At 69.5% G+C, this 25,301-nt stretch carries 4 protein-coding genes; all 4 read right to left on the reverse strand.

The genetic code is table 11. The features are described 5' to 3' along the window. Positions 1–8: 8 nt before the first annotated feature. The 4 genes from ACWPXV_RS08995 to ACWPXV_RS09010 all read right to left on the reverse strand — a co-directional run bounded on the left by ACWPXV_RS08995 (position 9) and on the right by ACWPXV_RS09010 (position 25,071). A complete protein-coding gene (locus ACWPXV_RS08995) occupies positions 9–6,143 on the reverse strand; it encodes a ThuA domain-containing protein (protein ID WP_454084936.1) in 6,135 nt (2,044 codons plus the stop codon). Between the two features lie 254 nt (positions 6,144–6,397). Further along, positions 6,398–13,399 carry a ThuA domain-containing protein gene (locus ACWPXV_RS09000; RefSeq protein WP_454084923.1) on the reverse strand — a complete coding sequence of 2,334 codons (7,002 nt, stop codon included), beginning with the start codon at positions 13,397–13,399 and terminating at the stop codon, positions 6,398–6,400. A gap of 258 nt (positions 13,400–13,657) precedes the next feature. Beyond that, positions 13,658–19,327: a ThuA domain-containing protein gene (locus ACWPXV_RS09005; protein WP_454084924.1), complete on the reverse strand. Its 5,670-nt coding sequence runs from the start codon at positions 19,325–19,327 to the stop codon at positions 13,658–13,660. Positions 19,328–19,575: 248 nt separating this feature from the next. Then, positions 19,576–25,071: a TIM barrel protein gene (locus ACWPXV_RS09010; RefSeq protein WP_454084925.1), complete on the reverse strand. Its 5,496-nt coding sequence runs from the start codon at positions 25,069–25,071 to the stop codon at positions 19,576–19,578. Positions 25,072–25,301 lie beyond the last annotated feature (230 nt).

Genomic DNA, 25,301 nt, shown 5'->3' on the forward strand with positions numbered 1-25,301 from the left:
CGGGCCGGTCAGCTCGCCTTGGCGATCGAGCCGATCGACTTGCCACCGGTCTCGGCCGCGGCGGGTGCCTGGCCGACGGGCCGGCGGATACCGAGGGTGTCGGTCCCGTTGCCGTCCCAGTCACCCACGTACACCTCGTCGCCCACGCGACCGAAGGTCAGCACGCGGTCCGCGTCCCCGCCACGCAGGGAGTTGTTCACGTGATAGACCCGGCCACGCTGGATCGCCAGGGTGTCGGTGCCGTTGCCGTCCCAGTCACCGGCGAGGGTGACGTCGGCGGCGCGGCCGTAGGTGAACACCGTGTCGGCGTCCCCGCCACGCAGGGAGTTCTTCACGTGGTACGTCGCGGCCCGGCGCACCGCGAAGGTGTCCGTCCCGTTGCCGTCCCAGTCACCCACGAGCACCGTGTCGGCCTCCCGGCCGTAGCGGAACACCGAGTCGGCGTCACCGCCGCGCAGGGAGTTCTTCACGTGGTACTCGTTGCCACGGCGCACCGCGAAGGTGTCCGTGCCGTCCCCGTCCCAGTCACCCACGAGGATGACGTCGCCGGGCCGGCCGTAGGTGAGGACCACGTCCGCGTCCCCGCCCTGCTGGGCGTTGGACACGTGGAACACGTTGCCGCGGCGGACCGCGATCGTGTCGGTGCCGTTCCCGTCCCAGTCACCGATGAGCACCTCGTCGACCCAGCGGCCGTAGGAGAAGCGCGCGTCGGTGGTCCCGGTCCAGCTGTTGGACAGGTGGAACTCCGCTCCCCGACGGTCGGGCTGCGGCTGCTGCGGCCCGGCGGTGGAGAAGGTGAAGGACCACTCGGCCACCGCGCCGTCGGCGAGCACGAAGCCCTCCGTCGCACGCGCGGTCACCTCGACGGTCCCGTCGCCGGCGTAGGTGCCGGCGTCCACGACCTCACCGTCGACCAGGTACTCCACACCGTCGACCGCGGGGATCGTGAACGTGTCGTTCGCGAAGCCCGACCGGTCGGTGAAGCTCACCGCGAGCGGCGTCACCTCGACCGGCTGCGGCTCCTCGCCGTCGTCGGTGAAGGTGAAGGTCCACTCGGCAGTGGCGCCCTCGGCGAGCACGAAGCCCTCGAGTGCACGCGCCGTGACCGTGACGGTCCCGGTGCCCGGGTACTCACCTGCGGGGACGACCTCGCCGTCGACGAGGTACTCCACGCCCGCGACCGCGGGGATGGTGTACGTGTCGTCCTCGGTGCCGTCCTCGTCGGAGGCGGTGACCGGGGCGGGCGTCACGACGACCGGCTCGGGCTCACCGCCGCCGGTGGTGAAGGTGAAGCTCCACTCGGCGGTGGCGCCCTCGGCGAGCACGAAGCCCTCCGTGGCGCGCGCCGTGACGGTGACCGTCCCGGTGCCGTCGTAGGTGCCGGCGTCGACGACCTCGCCGTCGACCAGGTACTCCACGCCCTCGACCGCGGGGATCGTGAACGTGTCGTCCTCGGTCCCGGCGGCGTCGGTGAAGACCACCGCCTGGGGCGTCACCACGACGGGCTCAGGCTGCTCGTCCCCGTCGACCCGGAAGTAGTCGAAGGTGACGGTCTGGTTGTCCGTCGAGGCGGTGCCGAGGGCGAAGAGCCCGACCTTGCCGCTGGCTGCGGCGGGGGCGTTGGCGACCGACGCGAACGGGGTCCACTCCTCGCCGTCCGCGGAGTAGGAGCCGGTGAAGTCGTTGCCGACCTTCTCCAGGCGCAGGTGCCAGACCGCCTGCTGCACGGTCGCGGCCGGCTGCGGGCTCTGGATGGCTCCGTCGACCTCGCTGAGGACCTCGAGACCGAGCGTGAGCGCGCTCCCGGGGCTGTTGCGGGCGGCGATGTCGAACTTGACGTAGTTGTCGTCGTCGACGTAGACGATCAGACCGCCCTGCTCGTACTGGCGGGTGAGCGTCGAGGCGTCGACCAGGGTCTCCACCGTCCAGTCACCGTCGCCCAGGTCCTGCACGACGATGTTGCCGGGCGTCCCGTTGTCGGTGCCGTAGATGTCACCGGTGGTGGCGTCCAGCTCGAGGTGGCCGTCCACGACCCGCATGTGCTCCGGGTCGGGGCGGACGACCTCCCAGCGGCAGCCGTCGAGGGCGGTGCCCTCGAACTCGTCCGACGGGGTCACCGGCGGCACGGAGTCGTCCGGCACGATCTGGAAGTAGTCGAACTCGACGTCGACCGGCGCCTGCGACCGACCCGCGCCCTGGAGGGCGAAGAGACCGATCTTGGGGTTCTCGATGCCCTCGAGGGACTTCGTCTCCGACATGTCGGTGAAGTCGGTCCCGTTCGAGCTGTACGAGGCGGTGAGGTTCTCACCGTCGCTGACGAAGCGCACCCACACCGTGCTCGGGTAGTCGGCGCCAAGCGCGGGGCTCATGGACGCGGCGACCTCGTTGGGTGCACCGGCCTCCTCGCGGATGAACTGGAAGACCCGGCTGGCGGGGTCCGAGCCGGACGTGCTGCGCCCGGAAAGGACCATCTTGGCGTAGTTGTCGGCGTCGCCGTAGATGATGAGGCCGCCCTGCTGGTAGGCCTCCGCACCGTTGAGCGTGAGCCGGCTGGTCGCCGTGAAGGGCCCGTCGGGCAGGTCCTGCAGGACGACGTTCGGCACCTCGCCGTTGTCCGTCCCGTAGATGTCCGTCGCCGACGTCGGGATGACGAGAGCGCCGTCCTCCACCCGGAGGTCCTGGTTCACACGCAGCGAACCGTCCCAGCGGTCGGTGTCGAGCGCGTCGCCGTCGAAGCCGTCGGAACGGCCGTCGAGGCACTGGAGACCCGGCGCGGTGACGGACACCTCGACGGTCTCGACCGTCTGGGCGCCGCGCGCGTCGGTCACCGTCACGGTCGCGGTGTAGCGGCCGGGAGCGGTGTAGGTGTGCGAGGCCTGGGCCGTGTCGGCCGTGGCTCCGTCACCGAAGTCCCACGCGTAGGTGAGCGGCGTGTCGTCGTCGGCGTCGGTCGCCGTGGCGGTGAAGCTCACTGCCAGCGGTGCCGTGCCCGTGGTCTCGGTCGTCGTGACCTCGACCTGCGGGCTCGCGTTGTCCGTGACGCCCTTGCCGATGAACTCGACCCAGTTGATGTTCGCCTGACCGCTGGTCGTGACGAAGTAGAGCGGACCGGACTCGGTGGTGATGTCGTCGGGCAGCTCGACGTCGTAGCTGGCCCACTGCTGCCAGCCGCCCACCGGGACGGTGACCGAACCGATCGACGGCCCGTCCGGCGAGCCGGTACGGATCTCGACGGTGCCCCCGGGCTCCGACGCGCCGCGGACGCGGATCGAGTCGATGCCGGTGAGGTTGGTCGGGTCGAAGGAGAACCAGTCGTCGACCTCGGCGAAGCCGACGTTCTGGCCGCCACCGGTGTCCGTGGTGTCCTCGAGCTGGACGCCCGCGTCACCCGAGCTGGTCGACCCCTCGAGGCGACCGGTCTCCGCGAAGTACTCGGCCTCCTTGCGCTTGGGCTGGAGGACGAGCACCTCCTGCGTGGTGAGCGGGTCGACGCCCTCGGCGCCCTGGTCGGTGTACGTCACGGTGATGACACCGAAGATGTTCGCGCCGATGTGGCCGGTGTCCCCGTTGACCGGGATCGCGCCCTCGCAGCCGCGGTACTGGTTGTACGGGTGGGCGTGCTCGTCGTGACCGAGCGCCGGCTGGACGATGACGTCCTGGCAGTCGATCTCCTCCCCGTCCTCGGGGTCGGTGACCGTCACCTTGTACTCGACGACGTCACCGAAGCTGAAGAAGCCACCGTTCGGCGGCGTCTCGACGGTGATCGTCGGTGCGGTGTTGCCCGCCGCGATGAGGACCGTGGCCGAGGTGGAGACCCCGTCCGCGTTCGCCACCGTGAGGGTGGCCGTGTAGTTGCCGGCCTCGGTGTAGGTGTGGGTCGGGTTGGCCTCCGTCGACGTCGCACCGTCCCCGAAGTCCCACGCGTAGGTGATCGCGCCACCCTCGGGGTCACGCGACCCCGCGGAGCTGAAGGTCACCTCGAGGGGCAGAGGACCACTCGTCACGTCGGCCTCGGCGCGCGCGACGGGTGCCCGCTCGCCCGCGAGGTAGTCGAGGCGGTAGACGCCGGAGTCGGCGTTGTTGCCACCGAAGCCCGAGCCCCACTCGATGATGTACAGCGCACCGTCGGCGCCCCACTCGAGGGCGTGCGGACGGGCGAAGGAGAAGCTCGAGAGGATCCGGTTGATGTCGATGAGCTCGCTGGAGTCGTCGGACATCTGGAAGCTGAAGAGCTTGCCGGTGTTCCACTCGGCGAAGGCGGCCTTGCCGTCGAAGTAGGCGGGCCACTTGCGGGTGGAGACGAGGTCCTCGTCGTAGACGTAGACGCTGCCGGCCATCGGAGCACCACCGCCGGAACCGATCTCCGGGGCGTTGTTCCGCTGGTTGTTGTTCTGGTACCAGACCGTCGCCGGCACGACCGGCGGCAGCTGGGTGAGCCCGGTGTTGTTGGGCGAGTCGTTCGTCGGGCCGTTGGCGCAGTCGAAGGCCGGGCCGGACTGCTGGGTCGCGAAGTTGTAGTCGCGGTAGCCCTCGCGGTCACCGACGCAGTGCGGCCAGCCGTAGTTGCCGGGCTCCTGGACGATGTTCCACTCCACCATGCCGGCCGGTCCGCGGTTCGGGTTGGTCGAGCCGGAGTCGGGGCCGTAGTCGGCGACCAGCAGCGTGTCGGTGCGCGGGTCGAGCCCGATCTTGAAGGGGTTGCGGAAGCCCATCGCGAAGATCTCGGGACGGGTCTTGTCGCTCGCCTCGAAGAGGTTGCCCTCGGGGATCGTCACCGTGCCGTCGTCCTGCGGCGTGATCCGCAGGATCTTGCCGCGCAGGTCGTTGGTGTTGCCCGAGGTCCGCTGCGCGTCCCAGGCCTCACGGCCGGGCCGCTCGTCGATCGGGCTGAAGCCGTCGGACGCGAAGGGGTTGGTGTTGTCACCCGTCGCGATGTAGAGGTTGCCCTCACCGTCGAACTGGAGAGCACCACCGGCGTGGCAGCACTCGTCGCGCTGGACCTCGACCTCGAGGAGGACCTCCTCGCTGTCGAGGTCGAGGGTGTTCTCCTCGAGCGTGAAGCGGGAGACCCGGTCGGAGGACGAGCCGGTCGGCGAGTGGTAGAGGTAGATCCAGCCGTTGTCCTCGAAGTCCGGGTCGAGCTCGATGCCGAGAAGGCCGAACTCCTGGACCTGCGTCACGGGGATCGTGCCGGCAGTCACCGTGCCACCGCCCGGCTGGACGATCTGCACGCGGCCGTCGCGCTCGATGTAGATCGTGCGCCCGTCCGGCGCCGGCGCCAGGTCCATCGGGTTCTGGGTGTTGAGGTCGAGGGCGACCTTGTCGAAGCTCTCGTCCAGGGTCGCGGAGCAGTCGGCGTCGATGACCCCGGCCGCGGTCTGCAGACCCTTGAGGATGTGCTCGCGGAACTCCGGCTCGGTGAAGGAGGCGTCGGTGTGCCCGCCACCGGTGTACCAGGAGCGGCCGCCGTCGTAGTCGTGGCACCAGGCGATGGGGTGGTCCGCACCCATCGCGTTGCTGCCGGCGTCGTAGGTGGACTCGTCCAGCGAGGCGAGGACGTGGACGTCACCGCGCGGGTTGTCCCGGAAGGAGTACCACTCGTCGGTGCGCTCCCACTGAGCGGGCAGGTGTTCGGTGGAGGGGTGCGCGGGATCCTCGACGACGACGGTCGCGTCCGGCGTGCCCGGGGGGTGTCCGGCGAAGTAGGCGCCGACGAGGTCGCCGTACCAGGGCCAGTCGTACTCGGTGTCGCTCGCGGCGTGGATGCCGGCGTAGTTGCCACCGTTCTGGATGTACTGCTCGAAGGCGGTCTGCTGCTGGGCGTTGAGGACGTCACCGGTGGTGGAGAGCCACACGACGACGTCGTACTGGGCGAGGTTCTCCGCGGTGAACGCGCCTGCGTCCTCCGTGGCCGTGACCTCGAAGTTGTTCTCCTCGCCGAGCTCCTCGATGGCGGCGATGCCCGCGGGGATCGAGCCGTGGCGGAAGCCCGCCGTCTTGCTGAAGACGAGCGCGCTGAACTCCGCGTCGTCCGCCGGCGGCGGGTCCACCACCTCGGCGTTGGCGCCGCTCATCGCGAGCGGGAGCACCAGGGCACTGGCGAGCAGGGTGCTCGCGCCCCGGGCCCACCACCGCCCGGACATGGGTCGTCTGACCACGTTTCCTCCTCGAAACTGTGTGTCTGAAAAGCACTGGCCACGAGCCAGCGTTGGCTGCGGCGGTCGCCGTCCGAGAGGGATCGCCTCGCGGGTGGACGGCAGACGGACAAGTCGGTCGTGCGTGGTCGCAGCGTAGGGCTCTTTTTGGGTACCCGTCAACCAAAAGACGAGAAGTGGGATGCCGGCATGCGAGAGGGCCCGTAGCCGGTGACCGGCTACGAGCCCTCCCAGGCGGTGGGTCAGCTCAGCTTGGCGACCGAGCGCACCTCCTTCGTCCCGGTGGCGGCGGGCGCCTGAGGCGCGGCACCGACGGGCCGGCGGATGCCGAGGGTGTCGGTCCCGTTGCCGTCCCAGTCACCGACGTGCACCTCGTCGGCGGCGCGGCCGAAGGTGACCACGCGGTCCGCGTCCCCGCCACGCAGGGAGTTGTTGACGTGGTACGTGGCCCCGCGGCGGACCGCGAAGGTGTCGCGGCCGTCACCGTCCCAGTCACCGGCGAGCACGACGTCACCGGACCGGCCGTAGGTGAGCACGACGTCCGCGTCCCCGCCACGCAGGGAGTTCTTCACGTGGTAGGTCGCCCCGCGGCGGACCGCGAAGGTGTCCGACCCGTTGCCGTCCCAGTCGCCGACCAGCACCTGGTCAGCAGCCCGGCCGTAACGGAACACCGAGTCCGCGTCCCCGCCACGCAGGGAGTTCTTCACGTGGTACTCGTTGCCACGGCGCACCGCGAAGGTGTCCGTGCCGTCCCCGTCCCAGTCACCCACGAGGATGACGTCACCGGGCCGGCCGTAGGTGAGGACCACGTCCGCGTCCCCGCCCTGCTGGGCGTTGGACACGTGGAAGACGTTGCCGCGGCGCACCGCGATCGTGTCCACCCCGTCCCCGTCCCAGTCACCGATGAGCACCTCGTCGGTCCAGCGGCCATACATGAAGTGGACGTCCGTCGAGCCCCGCCACGTGTTGGACAGGTGGAACTCGGCCGTGCGGCGGTCCGGTTGCGGCTGCTCACCGGCGGTGGAGAAGGTGAAGGACCACTCGGCCACCGCGCCGTCGGCGAGCACGAAGCCCTCCGTCGCACGCGCGGTCACCTCGATGGTGCCCACACCCGGGTAGGTCCCGGCGTCGAGGACCTCACCGTCGACCACGTACTCCACGCCCTCGACCGCGGGGATCGTGAACGTGTCGTTCGCGAAGCCCGACCGGTCGGTGAAGGTGACCGCGAGCGGCGTCACCTCGACCGGCTCCGGCTCCTCGCCCTCGGTGGAGAAGGTGAAGGTCCACTCGGCAGTGGCGCCCTCGGCGAGCACGAAGCCCTCGAGCGCACGGGCCGTGACCGTGACGGTCCCGGTGCCCGCGTACTCACCTGCGGGGACGACCTCGCCGTCGACGAGGTACTCCACGCCCGCGACCGCGGGCACCGTGTAGACGTCGTCCTCGGTGCCGTCCTCGTCGGAGAAGGTCACCGGGGCGGGCGTCACCTCGACGAGCTCCGGCTCCTCGCCGTCGGTGAAGGTGTGGGTCCACTCGGTGGTCCCGTCGGCGAGGACGAAGCCCTCCAGGGCCCGTGCCGTCACCGTGACCGTGCCGGTACCGGCACGCTCACCGGGCTCCACGACCTCACCGTCGAGGAGGTACTCCACGCCCACGCTCCACGGGACCGTGTACACGTCCGCCTCGGTGCCGTCCTCGTCGGAGAACGTCACCGCCGCGGGCGTCACCTCCACCGGACGCGAGCCCTCCGCCCCGGCCTCCTGGCCGGTGAGGTACTCGAACCCGGTCTCCACGAAGTCCTCGCCCTGCGGCGCGACGTCGTACTCCATGACGTAGTACGCGATGTCCGCGTGCTCCTGCGCAGCCGCCAGGATCTCCTGCAACGGCACCTCACCCTCACCGAGGTTGGTGAAGGCGATGTTGCCGCCCAGGCCCGTGGCGTCCTTGATGTGGAGCAGCTCGATCCGGTCCCCGTGCTCCTCCAGGAGCGCGGGGACGTCGACACCGGCGTGCGCAGCCCAGGCCACGTCGACCTGGAAGGTCACGTACTCCGGGTTGGTCTCCTCGACGAGGATCTCCCACGCCGACATCTGCTCACCCTCGTGCTCGTACACGGTGGTGAACTCGCGGTCGTGGTTGTGGCCGAAGAACTTCCCGACCCCCGCCTCCACCGAGCGCTCACCCAGACGGTTCATCGCCGCGGCCGTGGCCAGGGTGTTCTCGTAGGAGCCGATGCCCGGGGCGGGGAAGCCACCGGACCCGACATACTCCTGCCCGATCGTCTCGACGTACGCCAGCGTCTCGTCGAAGCTCGCCTCGCCCACGTTGTAGTGGGACGACGGCACGTCCAGACCGACCGCCTCGGCGATCGCGTGGAACTGCTCAGCCGTGTACGGGCCGAGGTTGCCACCGTAGGGCTCGATGTTCTCCAAGCCGATCTCCGCCAGCCGCGCGAGCACCGTCTGCTGGCCCTCGGCGTTGACCCACGGGATGAGGGAGTACAGGCCGATAGAGACCTGGTCCACCGGCACGAGCACCGGCTCCGGGTCGGGCTCGTCACCGAGGACCCGGAAGTAGTCGAACCGGAGCGTGGGCTCCTCCGTGGAGGCGGCACCCACCGCGAAGAGGCCGACGCGGCCCTCCTCGGCGACCTGCGCGTTCGCCACGGCAGGCAGCGCGGTCCACGTCTCGCCGTCCACGGAGTAGGAACCGGTGAAGGACTCGCCCTCCTTGGCAAGCCGCAGGTGCACCGTCGTGGCCGTGATCCCCGGCGAGGTGGGCTGGGGGTTCTGGATGACGGCGTTCACCTCGCTGCGGATCTCGACGCTGCGGGCCACGGTGGAGCCGGGGGTGTTCGTCGTCAGGACGTCGAGCTTGACGTAGTTGTCGTCGTCGACGTAGGCGATGAGACCGCCCTGCTCGTACTGCTGCGTCGTGTCCGAGACGTCGACGACGGTCTCGACCGTCCAGTCGCCCTCGACGTCCTGGAGGACGAAGTTGCTCGGGGTGCCGTTGTCACCGACGTAGATGTCACCGGTGGTGGCGTCGAGCTCGAGGTGACCGTCCAGGACCCGCATGTGCTCCGGGTCGGGGCGGACGACGTCCCAGCGGCAGCCGTCGAGGACGGCGCCGTTGAACTCGTCGCTCGGGGAGACCGGCTCGACGGTGTCGTCCGGGGTGATGGTGAAGTAGTCGAACGCGGCGTCAACCGGCTCGAAGCCCCGACCGGCACCCTGGACGGCGAACATGCCGACACGGGGGTTGTCGATGCCGGCGAGCGACTTCGTCTCCGACATCTCGGTGAAGGTCACACCGTCGGCGCTGTAGGACGCACGGAGGTCCTCCCCGTTGCTGGTGAAGCGGATCCAGACGGTGGTCGGGTAGTCCGCGCCCAGGTTCGGGCTGTTGCTCGCCCCGACCTCGTTCGGCGTCCCGTCCTCCTCGCGGATGAACTGGAAGACGCGGTCGGCCAGGCTGGCCTGCTCCGTGTTGCGTGCCTGGAGCGCCATCTTGGCGTAGTTGTCGTCGTCGCCGTAGATGATGAGTCCGGCCTGCTGGTAGGCCCGGTCGGCGGGCAGGGTGAGCTTCGTCGTCACGGCGAACGGGCCGTCGGGCAGCTCCTGCAGGACGATGTTCGGCGTGCCCGAGTTGTCCGTGCCGTAGATGTCGGTGTCCGACGTCGGCATGACGAGGCTGCCGTTGCTCACCCGGAGGTTGTGGTCCGGGCGGACCACGCTCCACCGGTCGGTGTCGAGGGAGTCGGCGGTGAAGTCGTCCGAACGCCCGTCGAAGCACTGCATGGCGGGCGCACTGACGGTGATCTGGACGCTCGCCGTGGCTTCGGCGCCGCCCGGGTCGCTCACCGTGACGGTCGCCGTGTAGGTCCCCGCCTCGGTGTAGGTGTGGGTCGCCTCGGCGCCCTCGGCGGTGGTCCCGTCACCGAGGTCCCAGGCGTAGGTGACGTCGTCACCGTCCGGGTCCTCGGCCGTGGCGGACAGCTCGACCTCCAGCGGGGCGGTGCCGCGGAGCGGCGCCGCCTCGACGGAGACGGTCGGCGCCGCGTTGGACGCCGCACCCCGACCGCTGAAGCGGATCTCGTCGACGTCGAAGAGTGCCTCGGTGGCGTCCCCGGTGAACACGAAGTACACCGGACCCTCGCCGCCCGCGTCGGTGATCGGGACGGTCTCACTGACGTCCCAGTTCTCCCAGCCTCCGGTGGGGCCGAGCTCCATCGTCGCCGCGACCGGGCCGTCGACCGCACCCTGGCGGATCTCGAGGGTGCCACCGACACCCCCCGAGGTGTACCGCACGGATACGCCCTCGATGTTGACGAAGTTCATCGGGTCGAAGGAGATCCAGTCCCCGTTGTGGATGTCGCCGACCTGGGCCCCTCCGCGGGCGCCGGCCCTCTCGAAGACGTTGACGCCCTGGGAGTCGGTGAAGAACTCCGCCTGCTGGTTGCGCAGCCGGAGCACGGCCTCGTCGTCGTCGCGGAGGGCCGGCAGGTCGCCGGCGCCCTCGTCGATGTAGGAGGCGTTGATGACGCCGAAGATGTCGGCGTCCAGGCCGTGGCCCTCGTCGGCCGGCGTCACGATGATGCCCTCGCACCCCGTGCTGGAGCTGAGCGGGTGTCCGTGGGCGTCGTGCCCGAGGATGTACTCGACGCGGACGCGGGAGCAGTCGATGTCCCCGTCCTCGGGGTCGGTGACGGTGACCCGGTAGGGGATCTGGTCGCCGAAGCCGAAGATGCTGCCGTCCTCGGGGATCTCCAGGGTGACCTCCGGGGCGGTGTTGCCGACGATGATGTTCACCGTGGAAGTGCCGGTCCGAGCGTCCTCCCCCTCACCGGCGGTGACGGTCAGGCGGGCGGTGTACTGGCCCTCCTCGGTGTAGGTGTGGCTCGCCTCGGCGCCGGTCGCGTCGACCGTGCCGTCGTTCTCGAAGTCCCACGCGTAGGTGAGCGCCTCCCCCTCGGGGTCGGCGGAGGCCGAGCCGTCGAACTCGACGGTGAGCGGCGCCTGGCCGTTGGTCGAGGAGGTCGAGATGCTCGCGCTCGGGTTGCGGTTGCCGGCGACGTAGTCGATCCGGTAGACCGCGGAGTCCGGGGCGCCGGAGAAGTAACCGCCGGTGCCGTAGTCGAGGACGTACATCGCCCCGTCGGGGCCGAACTCGACGGCGATCGGCAGCTGGATGTCGAGGTGGTCGAGCGTCGGCAGGATGTCGACGAGGTTTCCCTCCTCGTCCGTGACGAACTCGTGGATCCAACCGCGGCCCCAGTCGTAGTTGAAGGTCTTGCCGTCGAAGTACTCGGGCCACTTGGTGTCCGAGTCGAGCTCAGGGTCGTAGCGGTAGGTCGGACCACCCATGGGCGACTCGCTGCCGCTGCCGAGCTCCGGGACCGAGCCGCCGTCGTAGGGCAGCCAGGCGGGCTCGACCGGAGGCAGCTCGGTGAGGCCGGTGTTGTTCGGGCTCTCGTTGACCGGGTTGTCGCAGTCGAAGGCCTCGCCGGACTCCTCGGTGGCGAAGTCGTAGTCGATGTACGCGTCGTTGTCACCGTGGCAGTACGGCCAGCCGTAGTTGCCGGGCTCCTTGATGAGGTTGAACTCGACCTGGCCCTGCGGGCCACGCTCGGGGTTGTAGGAGCCGCCGGCGTCGGGGCCGTAGTCGCCCAGGTGGACCCAGCCGGTCTCGTGGTCGACCGCGAACCGGAAGGGGTTGCGGAAGCCCATGGCGTAGATCTCCGGGCGGGTGAGCTCGGTGCCCTCTGCGAAGAGGTTGCCCTCGGGGACGTCGTAGCTGCCGTCCTCGTTGACCGAGATCCGCAGGAGCTTGCCGCGCAGGTCGTTGGTGTTGCCCGAGGAGCGCTGGGCGTCCCATGCGGGGTTGCGCTCGGTCCGCTCGTCGATCGGGGTGTAGCCGTCGGAGGCGAAGGGGTTGGTGTCGTCACCGGTGGACAGCCAGAGGTTGCCCTCGGCGTCGAAGTCGATCTCACCGCCCGCGTGGCAGCAGGTGCCGCGGTCGGCCTCGACCTGCAGGATCTCCTGCTCGGAGGCGAGGTCGATGGTGTTCTGCTCGGTCAGCGTGAACCGGGAGAGCTGGTTGTAGCCGTCGAAGGCGGCGAACTGCTCGGGCGTCCCGAACTCAGGCGCGTCACCGGCCGGGGTGTCGAGCGGCGGGGCGTAGTAGGCGTAGACCCACCGGTTCTCGGCGAAGTTCGCGTCGACCGCGATGCCCTGGAGGCCGTCCTCGTCGTGGCTGTAGACCGGGATCGTCCCGGCGGTGTGGCTCTCGGAGTCTGCGGTCGTGTAGAAGATCCGTCCGTCGCGAGCCGAGTGCAGGACGTCGCCGTTGGGCAGCACCGCGAGCGCGATCGGCTCCCCGACGTTCTGCTCACCGATGACGAGCGTCGTCTGCTCGAAGGAGCTCTCGACGGTGGCGGCGCAGTCGGCGTCGACGACGCCCGCGGCCGTCTGGATGCCCTGGAGGATGTGCTCGACGAACGCCGGCTCGGAGAAGGACTCGTTGGTGTGTCCGCCGCCGGTGTACCAGGAGCGGCCACCGTCGTAGTCGTGGCACCAGGCGATCGGGTGGTCATGCCCCATGGCGCCGCTGCCGGGGCTGTAGGTCGTCTCGTCCAGTGTCGCCAGGACATGGACGTCACCGCGCGGGTTGTCCTGGTAGTTGTACCACTCGTCCGTGCGGTTCCAGGTCATCGGCAGGTGCGCTGTGGAGGGGTGCACCTGGTCGACGACGGTGACGTCGGCGTTCGGCGTACCCGGCGGGTGCGCCTCGAAGTAGGCACCGACGAGCTCGCCGTACCAGGGCCAGTCATACTCGGTGTCGCTCGCGGCGTGGATGCCGGCGTAGCCGCCGCCGCCCTGGATGTACTGCTCGAAGGCGGCCTGCTGCTCGTCGTTGAGCACGTCGCCCGTCGTGGAGAGCCACACGACGACGTCGTAGTCGGCGAGGTTCTCCTCGGTGAAGTCCTCGGCGTTCTCGGTGGTGTCCACCGAGAAGTTGTTCTCCGCGCCCAGCTCCTCGATCGCGGCGATCCCGGCAGGGATCGAGCCGTGCCGGAACCCGGCGGTCCTGGAGAAGACGAGCGCGCTGAACTCCGCGTCGTCCGCTGGTGGCGGTTCTACGTCGGCGCTGGCGCCGCTCATCGCAAGCGGCAGTACCAGGGCGCTGGCGAGCACCGTGCTCGCGCCCCTGGCCCACCACCGCCCGGCCATCGGTCGTCTGATCACGCTTCCTCCTCGAATCGTGTACGCGTCCCGGCCTCTCGGCCGGTGTCGGCGCGGCGTCCCTGCGCCTGTGCGGGGCCACCACGCCGTGTGCCATGAATCACAGGCGTGTCAAGACTAGGGAGGTTTTGCGTACGGGTCAACCAAAAGTCGTCACCCATGCACGTCCTATCGGTGACTACGTCAGCCTTTCGGATGAGGCTGGACACGCGCAGAGCCCCGCAGCCGGGTGGCTGCGGGGCTCTGCTTCGCCTGCGTGGATCAGCCGACGGTCTTGCTCAGCATCCCCACCTCCTTCGCGGCGACACCGGCGGCGCCGCCGACCGGACGACGGATACCGAGGGTGTCGGTCCCGTCCCCGTTCCAGTCACCGACGTACACCTCGTCGCCGAGGCGGCCGAAGGTCAGCACGCGGTCCGCGTCCCCGCCACGCAGGGAGTTGTTGACGTGGAAGACCCGACCACGCTGGATGGCGAAGGTGTCCGCGCCGTCACCGTCCCAGTCACCCGCGTGAGTGACGTCGGCGGCCCGGCCGTAGGTGAAGACCACGTCGGCGTCGCCGCCGATGACCGAGTTCTTCACGTAGTAGGCCGCGCCACGGCGGATGGCGAGGGTGTCGTTGCCGTTGCCGTCCCAGTCACCGACGAGCACCTGGTCGTCCGCACGGCCGTAGACGAAGACCACGTCGGCAGGCCCACCCCGGAGGGTGTTCTTCACGTGGTACTCCGCACCGCGGCGCACGGCGAAGGTGTCTCGCCCGTCGCCGTCCCAGTCACCCGCGAGGATGACGTCGCCGGCGCGGCCGTAGGTGAACACGGCGTCGGCGTCGCCGCCGCGCTGGGCGTTGGACACGTGGAACACGTTCCCGCGACGCACCGCGATGGTGTCCCGGCCGTCGCCGTCCCAGTCACCGATCAACACCTCGTCGGCCATCCGGCCGTACATGAAGTGGACGTCGGTGGTGCCACGCCAGGTGTTGGACAGGTGGAACTCCGCCGTCCGGCGGTCGGGAGGCGGCGCCTCCGCCGTCGAGAACGTGTGGGTCCACTCGGCCGTCGAGCCGTCGGCGAGCACGAAGCCCTCCGCCGCCTGCGCCGTGACGGTCACGGTGCCGGCACCCGGGTAGGTCCCCGGCGCCACGACCTCACCATCCACGAGGTAGACAACGCCGGTGGAGCGCGGCACCGTGAAGGTGTCGGCGGCCGTGCCGTACTCGTCGGTGAAGGTCACCGCGGCGGGCGTCACCTCGACGAGGCGCGAGCCCTCCTCGCCGGCCGGCTGGCCGGTGAGGTACTCGAAGCCGGTCTCGACGAAGTCCTCACCCTGCGGAGCGACGTCGTACTCCATGACGTAGTACGCGATCTCCGCGTGCTCCTCGGCCGCCGCCAGGATCTCCTGCAGCGGCACGTCACCCTCACCGAGGTTGGTGAAGTCGGGCCCGTCCTCCTGCCCGAGGTTGACGGCGTCCTTGATGTGGAGCAGCTCGATGCGGTCGCCGTGCTCCTCGATGAGGGCAGCAACGTCCACTCCGGCGTGCGTGGCCCAGGCCACGTCCAGCTGGAACGTGACGTAACGCGGGTCGGTCTCCTCCACGAGGATCTCCCACGCCGACATCTCCTCACCGCCGTGGTTGTACACGGTGGTGAACTCCGTCGCGTGGTTGTGGCCGAAGAACTTGCCGATCCCCGCCTCCACCGAGCGCTGGCCCAGGCGGTCCATCGCCTCGGCCGTGCGGAGCGTGCGGTTGTAGGTGCTGATCCCCGGCTGGGCGAAACCGCCCGAGCCGACGTACTCCTGGCCCAGCGTCTCGACGTAGTCCAGCGTCGCGTCGAAGGTGGCCTCGTTGGTGTTGTAGTGCGACGAGGGCACGTTCAGCCCGACGAGGTCGGTCATCGCACGGAACTGCTCCGCGGTGTAGCCGTTGAAGTTCCCCCCGTAGGGCTCGATGTTCTGCAGCCCGATCTCCGCCAGCCGCGCGAGCACGGACGGCAGACCGGCCTCGTTCACCCACGGGATGAGGGAGAACATCTGGACCGAGACCCTGTCCACGGGAATGAGGACGGGGTCGGTCGGCTCCTCCTCCCCCACCAGCCGGAAGTAGTCGAAGGCCAGTGTCGTCGGAGCCTCCTGCTGGGCACCGAGCGCGAAGATCCCCGGACCGGCGTCCCCGATCGCGCCGTTGGTGACGGCACTGGGCAGGTCGGTCCACGTCTCGCCGTCCGGTGAGTACGCACCGGTGAAGGTGTCGCCGTCCCGGCTCAGCCGCAGGTAGAAGGTCTGGTCCTCGGACTGCGTGAGGTCACCGATGTCCTCCTGCGGGTCCTGGATGACAGCCCCGACCTCGCTGCGCAGCTCCACGCGGAACCCGTCGCCGCCGGTCGAGACGGCGTCGAGCTTCACGTAGTTGTCGGGGTCCGCGTAGGCGATGAGGCCACCCTGCTGGTACGTGCTCTCCAGCGGGCCGGTCACCTTCGTCTCCACGGTCCACTCCTCGCCCTCGACCCGCGTGTTCAGCAGGATGTTGGGAACGGCGGAGTTCGGTGTCGTGTAGATGTCGTTGTCCGTCGTCGTGAGGCGGACGGCACCGTCGGTGACCTCCATGAGGTCGGTGTCGCGGTCGACGACCTCCCAGCGGCACGGGTCGACGTCGTCGCCGTCGAACTCGTCACTCGCCGGGATCTCGGCCGTCGGGTCCTCGCAGACCGGGTCGGGGTCGGGTGCCTCACCGGACATGCCCTGGCCCACGAAGTGGATCTCGTCGATCTCCACGGCCGCGTCACCGGTGACCACGAAGTACACCGGGTCGGGTCCCCCGACGGGGGTGACGGCCGCGGTCGCGGAGTCCGTCCACCCGTCGGTCGTCCCGAGCTCGACGGTCGCCAGGAGCTCGCCGTCGACGGCTCCCTTGCGCAGCTCCACGGTGCCGTCGCCCGTCGAGGTGTAACGCAGCGAGACCTCGTCGATGTTCGTGAGGTCCATCGGCGCGAAGGAGATCCAGTCGCCGTCGCCGAGCTCGCCCGCCGCGCTGCCGCCATTGGCGCCCTCACGGTCGACGACCTCGCCCCCCTCGCTCTCGGTGAAGAACTCGGCCTGCTGGTGGCGCAGCCGCAGCATCGCCTCGTCGTCGGCCGACAGTGCGGGCAGGTCCTCGGCACCGAGGTCGGTGTACGAGGCGTTGATGACGCCGAAGACGTTGGCGTCCAGGCCGTGCCCCTCGTCCTGCGGGGTCGTGATGGTTCCCTCGCAGCCGCTCGCCGAGCTCAGCGGGTGGCCGTGCTCGTCGTGGCCGAGGATGTACTCGACCCGGACGCGGGAGCAGTCGATCTCGCCGTCCTCGGGGTCGGTGACGGTCACCCGGAAGGGCACCTCGTCCCCGAAGCTGAAGATGCCGCCGTCGACCGGCAGCTCGAGGGTGACCTCGGGCGCGGTGTTCCCGACGATGACGTTCGTCGTGATCGTTCCTGTGCGGAGCTCCTCACCCTCGCCGGCGCTCACCGTGAGCCGTGCGGTGAAGACGCCCGCCGTCTCGTAGGTGAAGCTGGCCGTCGGCTCGGTCGAGTCGATCTCGCCGTCGTTGTCGAAGTCCCACGCGTAGGACAGCGGCATGTCCTGCGGGTCGCTGGACTCCGTGCCGTCGAACTCGACGGTCAGCGGCGGCTGCCCGTTGTTCGTCGACGTCGTGATCCTGGCGATCGGGTTGGGGCTGTCGGCCACGTAGTCGACGCGGTAGAGCGCGGAGTCCCAGGCACCGGAGAAGAACCCGCCGCTGCCGTAGTCGAGGACGTAGAGCGCACCGTCGGGACCGAACTCCATGGCCATCGGCGTCGAGGGGTTGAGCCAGTCGAGCGACGGGACGATGTCGACGAGCCCGCCCTCGTCGTCGATGACGAACTCACGGATCCAGTCACGTCCCCACTCGAAGTTGAGGGTCTTGCCGTCCCAGTACTCCGGCCACTTGCGGTCGGAGTCCAGCTCGGGGTCGTAGCGGTAGGTCGGGCCGCCCATGGGCGACTCGCTGCCGTTGCCGAGGTCCGGGACGGAGCCGCCGTCGTACGGCAGCCACGCCGGGACGACCGGCGGGAGCTCGGTGAGGCCGGTGTTGTTGGGGCTCTCGTTGACGGGGTTGTCGCAGTCGAAGGCCGCCCCGGACTCACCGGAGCCGGCCGGCTCGCCCTGCGGCGGGAACTCGTAGTCGATGTAGGCGTCGTTGTCGCCGTGGCAGTACGGCCAGCCGTAGTTGCCGGGCTCCTTGATGAGGTTGAACTCGACCTGGCCACCGGGGCCACGGTTCGGGTTCGCGCTGCCTGCGTCGGGGCCGTAGTCACCGAGGTGGACCCAGCCGGTCTCCCGGTCGACGGCGAAGCGGAAGGGGTTGCGGAAGCCCATCGCGTAGATCTCCGGGCGGGTGAGCTCCGTGCCGGGCTCGAAGAGGTTCCCCTCGGGGACCTCGTAGGTGCTGCCCGGGCCCGGCTCGGCGCCGGCGGGGATCTCCTCCAGCACGTCGACCCGGAGCAGCTTGCCGCGCAGGTCGTTCGTGTTCGCCGAGGAACGCTGGGCGTCCCACGCGGGGTTGCGGCCCTCGCGCTCGTCGATCGGCGTGTACCCCTCCGAGGCGAAGGGGTTGGTGTCGTCACCGGTGGACAGGTAGAGGTTGCCCTCGGCGTCGAAGTCGATCTCGCCGCCCGCGTGGCAGCAGGTGCCACGGGACGCCTCGACCCGGAGGATCTCCTCCTCGGACTCGAGGTCGAGCATGCCCTCCTCGGTCAGCTGGAAGCGGGAGAGCCGGTTGTAGCCGTCGAAGGGCGCAAAGTCCTCGGCCGTCCCCCACTCGGGCGCATCACCCGGTGGTGTGTCGAGCGGCGGGGCGTAGTACGCGTAGACCCACCGGTTCTCCTCGAAGTTCGGGTCGACCGCGATGCCCTGCATGCCGTCCTCGTCGTGCGAGTACACGGGCACGGTGGCGGCGAGGCGGGTACCGCCGTCGCCGTTCGTGTAGAAGACCCGGCCGTCGCGCGCGGTGTGGAGCACGTCGCCGTTCGGCAGCACGGCCAGAGCCATCGGCTCGCCGACGTTCTGCTCGCCCTGGACGAGGGTGACCTTCTGGAAGGAGCTCGCGACGGTCGCGGCGCAGTTGGCGTCCTCGACGCCCGCCGCCGTGCGGATCCCGCCGAGGATGTGCTCGAGGAACGCCGGCTCGGCGAAGGAGGCCTCGGTGTGCCCGCCGCCGGTGTACCAGGACCGGCCGCCGTCGTAGTCGTGGCACCAGGCGATCGGGTGGTCCGAGCCCATGGCGAGGTCACCGGCGTCGTAGCTCGTCTCGTCGAGCGTGGCGAGGACGTGGACCTCACCGCGCACGTTGGGCTCGTAGCTGTACCACTCGTCGGTCCGGTCCCACTCGAAGGGCAGGTGCGCGGTGGAGGGGTGGACGCGGTCGGCGACGTCGACGGTGCCGTCCGGGGTCCCCGGCGGGTGGCCGGCGAAGTAGGCCCCGACGAGCTCTCCGTACCAGGCCCAGTCGTACTCGGTGTCGCTCGCGGCGTGGATGCCGGCGTAGCCACCGCCATTCTGGATGTACTGCTCGAAGGCGGCCTGCTGCTCGTCGTCGAGCACGTCACCCGTGGTGGAGAGCCACACGACGACGTCGTAGTCGGCGAGGTTCTCCTCGGTGAAGTCTGCGGCGTCCTCGGTGTGCTCCACCGTGAAGCCGTTGTCGGCGCCGAGCTGCTGGATCGCAGCGACGCCCTCCTCGATGGACCCGTGCCGGAAGCCGGCGGTCCTGCTGAACACCAGCGCGCTGAACTCGCTGTCGTCGGGTGGTGGTTCGACGTCCGCGCTGGCGCCGCTGACGGCGAGCGGAAGGACGAGCGTGCTGGCGAGGACGGCGCCCGCGGCGCGGGCCCACCCTCGGGAGCCTGTGGGTCGACTGACCACGGCAATCTCCTTGGAGTCGCGTTCACGTGCGGGCCGCGCCGGGGCGCGACCTTCTGCGGCCGGACGTCGTCCGGCTGGACGTCGCCCCCTGCGTCTGCACAGAACTCAGCGACCCCCACCGAGCACACGATCGGTGTGTGCTACGTCACGTTTCGGGTCGAGCGTATGGGCGGTGTCAAGCCGTCGTCAACGCGCAGGGGCCCCCAGCCGACTGGCTGGGGGCCCCTGTTTCGAGCGGGTGGTGCGGGTCAGCCCTTGCTGACGGAGCTGAAGCCCTTCGCGCTGGCGGCGCCGCCGACCGGACGGCGGATGCCGAGCGTGTCGGTCCCGTCGCCGTTCCAGTCACCGACGTACACCTCGTCGCCGAGGCGGCCGAAGGTCAGCACGCGGTCCGCGTCCCCGCCACGCAGGGAGTTGGTCACGTGGTACGTGCGGCCCCGCTGGATGGCGAAGGTGTCGACGCCGTCGCCGTCCCAGTCACCCGCGAGGGTGACGTCCGAGGGGCGGCCGTAGGTGAAGACCACGTCGGCGTCGCCGCCGATGACCGAGTTCTTCACGTAGTAGGTCGCACCGCGACGGATCGCGAGGGTGTCGTTGCCGTTGCCGTCCCAGTCACCGACGAGCACCTGGTCGTCCGCACGACCGTAGGTGAAGCTCACGTCGGCAGGGCCACCCCGGAGGGTGTTCTTGACGTGGTACTCCGCGCCGCGGCGGACGGCGAAGGTGTCCTTGCCGTCGCCGTCCCAGTCACCGACGAGGATGACGTCGCCGGGGCGACCGTAGGTGAACACGGAGTCCGGGTTCCCGCCGCGCTGGCTGTTGGAGACGTGGAACTCGTTGCCCTTGCGGACCGCGATGGTGTCCTTGCCGTCGCCGTTCCAGTCACCGATGAGCACCTCGTCGGCCCAGCGGCCGTACATGAAGTGGACGTCGGTGGTGCCACGCCAGGTGTTGGACAGGTGGAACTCCGCCGTCCGGCGGTCGGGAGCCGGGGCGCCCGCCGTCGAGAAGGTGTGGGTCCACTCGGCGTCCCCGGTGAGCACGAAGCCCTCCGCGGCCTGCGCCGTAACGGTGACCGTGCCGGTGCCCGGGTAGGTCCCGGGCTCCACGATCTCGCCGTCGACGAGGTAGACGACGCCGGTGGTGCTCGGCACCGTGAGGGTGTCGTCAGCGGTGCCGTACTCGTCGGTGAAGGTCACCGCGGCGGGCGTCACCTCGACCGGGCGCGAGCCCTCCTCGCCGGCCGCCTGGCCGGTGAGGTACTCGAAGCCGGTCTCGGCGAAGTTCTCACCCTGCGGCGCGACGTCGTACTCGAGGACGTACAGCGCGATGTCCGCGTGGTCGCGGGCGGCGCGCAGGATGCCCTGGAGCGGGACGTCACCGTCACCGAGGTTGGTGAAGGTCGGGTTGGTCGCCCCACCCAGCCCGGTCGCGTCCTTGACGTGGAGCAGCTCGATGCGGTCCCCGTGCTCCTCGATGAGAGCCGGGACGTCGACACCAGCGTGCGTGGCCCAGGCCACGTCGAGCTGGAAGGTGACGTACTGGGGGTCGGTCAGGTCGACGAGGATCTCCCACGCCGACATCTCCTCACCGCCGTGCTCGTACACGGTGGTGAACTCGGTCGCGTGGTTGTGACCGAAGAGCTTGCCGACGCCCGCCTCGACCGAGAGTCGACCGAGCTTGTTCATCGCATCGGCGGTCTGGAGAACCTTGCCGTAGGAGGAGATCCCGGGCTGGGGGAAGCCGCCGGAACCGGCGTACTCCTGGCCCAGGGTCGAGATGTACTCCAGGGTCTGCCCGAAGGTGCCCTCCGCCACGTTGTAGTGCGAGGACGGCACCTTCAGTCCGATGAGGTCGACCATCGCGCGGAACTGCTCGGCGGTGTACCCGTTGAAGTTACTGCCGAAGGGCTCGACGTTCTCGAAGCCGATCTCCGCCAGGCGGGCGAGCACCGACGGCAGGCCGTCGGTGTTCACCCACGGGATGAGGGAGAACATGCCGATCGACACGTCCTCAGTCTCCACCCGGATCGGAGCAAGCTCCTCGCCGGTGAGGTAGGAGAAGCCGGTCTCGGCGAAGGTCTCACCGAGGGGAGCCTGGTCGTACTCGAGGACGTAGAGCGCGATGTCCGCGTGCTCCTCGGCCGCGCGCAGGATCTCCTGCAGCGGGACCTCACCCTCGCCGAGGTTGGTGAAGGTCGGACGACCCTCGCCAGCCACGTTGACGGCGTCCTTGACGTGGAGCAGCTCGATGCGGTCGCCGTACTCCTCGATGAGAGCAGGGACGTCCACACCAGCGTGCGCGGCCCAGGCCACGTCGAGCTGGAAGGTGACGAACTCCGGGTTCGTCTCGCGGACGAGGATCTCCCACGCGGAGAGCTCCTCACCCTCGTGCTCGTACACGGTCGTGAACTCACGGTCGTGGTTGTGGCCGAAGAACTTGCCGAGCCCAGCCTCCACGGACCGCTCACCGAGCCGGTTCATGGTGGCTGCCGTCGCCAGCGTGTTCTCGTAGCCGGAGGCGGTGTCCGTCTCGTTGATCCCGGGGGCCGCGAAGCCACCCGAGCCGACGTACCGCTGACCCAGCGTCTCGACGTAGTCGAGCGTCGCGTCGAAGGTGTCCTCGGCGACGTTGTAGTGCGAGGACGGGACCTTGAGACCGATCTCGTCGACCATCGCGCGGAACTCCTCGGCGGTGTAGCCGTTGAAGTTGCTGCCGAAGGGCTCGACGTTCTGGAAGCCGATCTCCGCCAGCCGCTCGAGCACGGTCGGCAGACCTGCCTCACGGACCCACGGGATGAGGGAGAACATGCCGATCGAGACCTTCTCCGCCGGGATGCGGATGTTCTCGACCGGGGGCTCCTCGCCCGAGGCCGTGAAGGCCAGGTAGTCGAGGTCCACGTCACCGGTGCTCGTGACGACGACCTCGCCCGCGCCCTCGGGAATGTCCGTGAGGCGGGTCTCCACGCTCTGCCAGCCACCCTCACCGGGGGCTGCCGGGGCGTTGTTGTAGGCCTCGACGAGCTCGGCCAGTGCATGGGCCGAGAACGCGCCCTCCGACAGCTCGACGAGGTCCTCGAGACGGACGTCACCGATCTGGCTGGCGGCGTCGGCCGGGATGATCTCGCGGATGAGCGGGCCACCGACCGGGTCGGCGAACCACTGGTTGATGGTGGACTGCGCCGTGAGGTTCTTCTCGGCAGGCGCGTCGCCGGTGAACTCGAAGCTCGCGAACGGCTCCGTAGCGTCACCCCAGCTCAGGGAGACGGTGCCCTCGCCCGCGCCGCGGGCGGTGACGGTGTCGATGACGTCACCGGTCGGTGCGTGGGTCAGTGCGATCGGGCGGAAGGTGATGGAGCCGTCGCCGAGCTCGACGTAGGAGCCGGCGTCGGCCTCGGCGTCGTCGACGACGGTGACGCCCTCAGCGGCGTCGTACCACTCGGCCTGCTGCACCTCGGGCTTGAGGATGAGCGTGGCCTCGCCGGTGATGGACGGGACGTCCTCCTGCGCCTGGTCGGCGTAGGTGACGACGAGGGTGCCGTAGATCTTCTCTCCCTCACCGTGCTCGACGGCGTCCTCGCTGGTCTGGAGGGTGAACTCGCAGCCCCGTCCGGACTGCTCCGGGTGGGCGTGCTCGTTGTGCCCGAGACCGAAGGTCCACCGCACGTTGTTGCAGACGAACTCCTCGCCGTCCTCCGCGTCGGTGACCGACACGGAGACCGGGACGGCGTCGCCCCAGTTGAAGATCGCGCCGTTGTCGACGCTGAGGGTGATCTCCGGAGCGGTGTTGCCGACGCTGATCTGGCGGATGGCAAGGCCAGCCTTGCCCTCCGGGTCGACGGCGCGCAGTGCCGCGTTGTACACGCCCCGCTCGTCGTAGGTGTACGTCGGATTCACGCCCGTCGCGTCGTCGTACTGACCGTCGCCGTCGAGGTCCCACTCGTAGGCGAGCTCCTCACCCTCCGGGTCACGGGACGCCGAGGCGTCGAAGACGACCTCGAGCGGAGCGTCGCTGCTGGACGCCGGCGTGGCCGTGAAGGAGGCCTGGGGGGTCTTGTTGCCCTCGCCGACGTAGTTGACGACGTACAGGCCCGCGTCGGGGTTCTGGCGGAAGAAGCCGTCCCCGTACTCGAGTACGTACATCGCGCCGTCCGGACCGAACTCGAAGTCCATGACGTTGTCCCAGATGGGCTGGTTCACCGTCTCGAGGTGGAGGTTCGGCAGGAAGTCGGTGACCTCGGTGACCTCGCCCTCCGAGGAGAGCTCGTCCATCGTGAACGACACGACGTAGTCCTGGGAGAACTCAGCCATGAAGGGCTTGCCGTCCCAGTACTCCGGGAACTTCGTGTCCGACTCGAGGCTCTCGTCGTAGCGGTAGATCGGGCCACCCATGGGGGCCTGTCCACCGCCGCCGAGCTCGGTGAGCGGGTCGAGCAGCTCGGGCTGGTCGCCGGGGTTGTCGCCGTAGTAGACCTGCGGCTCGGTGACCGGGGGGAGCTGCTCGAGGCCGGTGTTCCAGGTCGAGCGGTTCGTCGGGCCGGCGTCGCAGTCGAAGAAGCCGTTCTCGCCCGGGGCGTTGTTGGCGTAGTCCCACTCGTCGTAGGCGCCACCGTCGTTGGGACCGTGGCAGTAGGGCCAGCCGCCGTTCATCGGCTCGGTGGTCAGCTGCCACTCGACGTAACCCATGGGGCCACGGTCGGCCTGGGCCGCGCCGGCGTCGGGGCCGTAGTCGCCCCACACCAGGGCGCCGGACTCGATGTCGTAGTCGATGCGGAACGGGTTCCGCACGCCCATGACGTAGATCTCCTCACGGACCAGGTCGGGGTCGACCTCGTCCGTGTCGAAGAGGTTGCCCTCGGGGATCGTGTAGGTGCTGTCCGGGCCGGGCTCGGCACCCTCCTCGATCTCGTCGTTGACGTTGATGCGGAGGATGGAGCCGCGCAGGTCGTTGGTGTTACCGGCACCGCGGCGCGCGTCGAAGCCCGGGTTCATCCCGGGGGCGTTGTTGATCGGCGCGTAGCCGTTGGCGCCCGGCGTGCCGGCGGGGGTGTTGTCACCCGTCGACAGGTAGAGGTTGCCGTCTTCGTCAAAGGCGATGTCCGCACCGACGTGGCAGCACTGGCCGCGCTGCGCGTCGACCTTGATGATCTCCTGCTCGGACTCGAGGTCGAGCATGTTTGCCTCGGCGTCCCACTTGAAGCGGGAGAGCTGGTTGTAGCCGAGCCACTGGTTCCAGTAGGTCTCGGGGTCCGCACCCTCGGGCAGGCTGTTGGGGGCGTTCCCGGCCGGCGTCGTCTCGGGGTAGTCGACGCCCGTGGGCGACGTCCCGGACATGACGCGGGGGGCGTAGACGAGGTAGACCCAGCTGTTCTCCTCGAAGTCAGGGTCCAGCGCGACTCCCTGGAGGCCGTCCTCCGAGTTCGCGTACACGTCCAGCTGCGCGACCTGCGACGTCGCACCCGTCGTCGGGTCCGTCAGGCGGACCACGCCGTTGCGCGCGGTGTGGAGAACCCGCGAGTCCGGCAGCACGGCGAGGTCGATCGGCTCGCCCGTGTTCTTGGTGAGCAGGACCTTCTCGTAGTTGTTCCAGTCCAGCGCCGGGTCCTCGACCGGGGCTGGCTCCGCTTCCGGCGGCTCGGTTTGTGCCTGCGCCCCGCTCATCGCGAGGGGCAGCACCAGCGCGCTGGCAAGCAGCGCGCTCGCACCTCGGGCCGCCCAGTGGCGTCCCGCAGATCGTCTGACCACGATTCCTCCTTGAGTCGCGCACGCGGAGACCCGCCGTCGCTCACGGCAAAGGCCCTACCGGTCCCGATGACTGGCGGGAGGTCCGCCAAACTGCCCGTCGGCCCGGCTGGTGATGACGAGTCGCACGCACCTCGTAATGCGCGGCCACGTCACTGCACCAACGTGCTTCAGATCACGACTCGGCTCACGATAGGTGCGAGTTTCGCAACCGTCAAACCAAAAGTCAGCAT

The sequence above is a fragment of the Georgenia sp. Marseille-Q6866 genome, assembly GCF_965111665.1.

Excerpts from the sequence above, each read along its gene's own strand:
- ACWPXV_RS08995 (WP_454084936.1), bottom strand. The coding sequence starts at position 6,143 with ATGTCCGGGCGGTGGTGGGCCCGGGGCGCGAGCACCCTGCTCGCCAGT.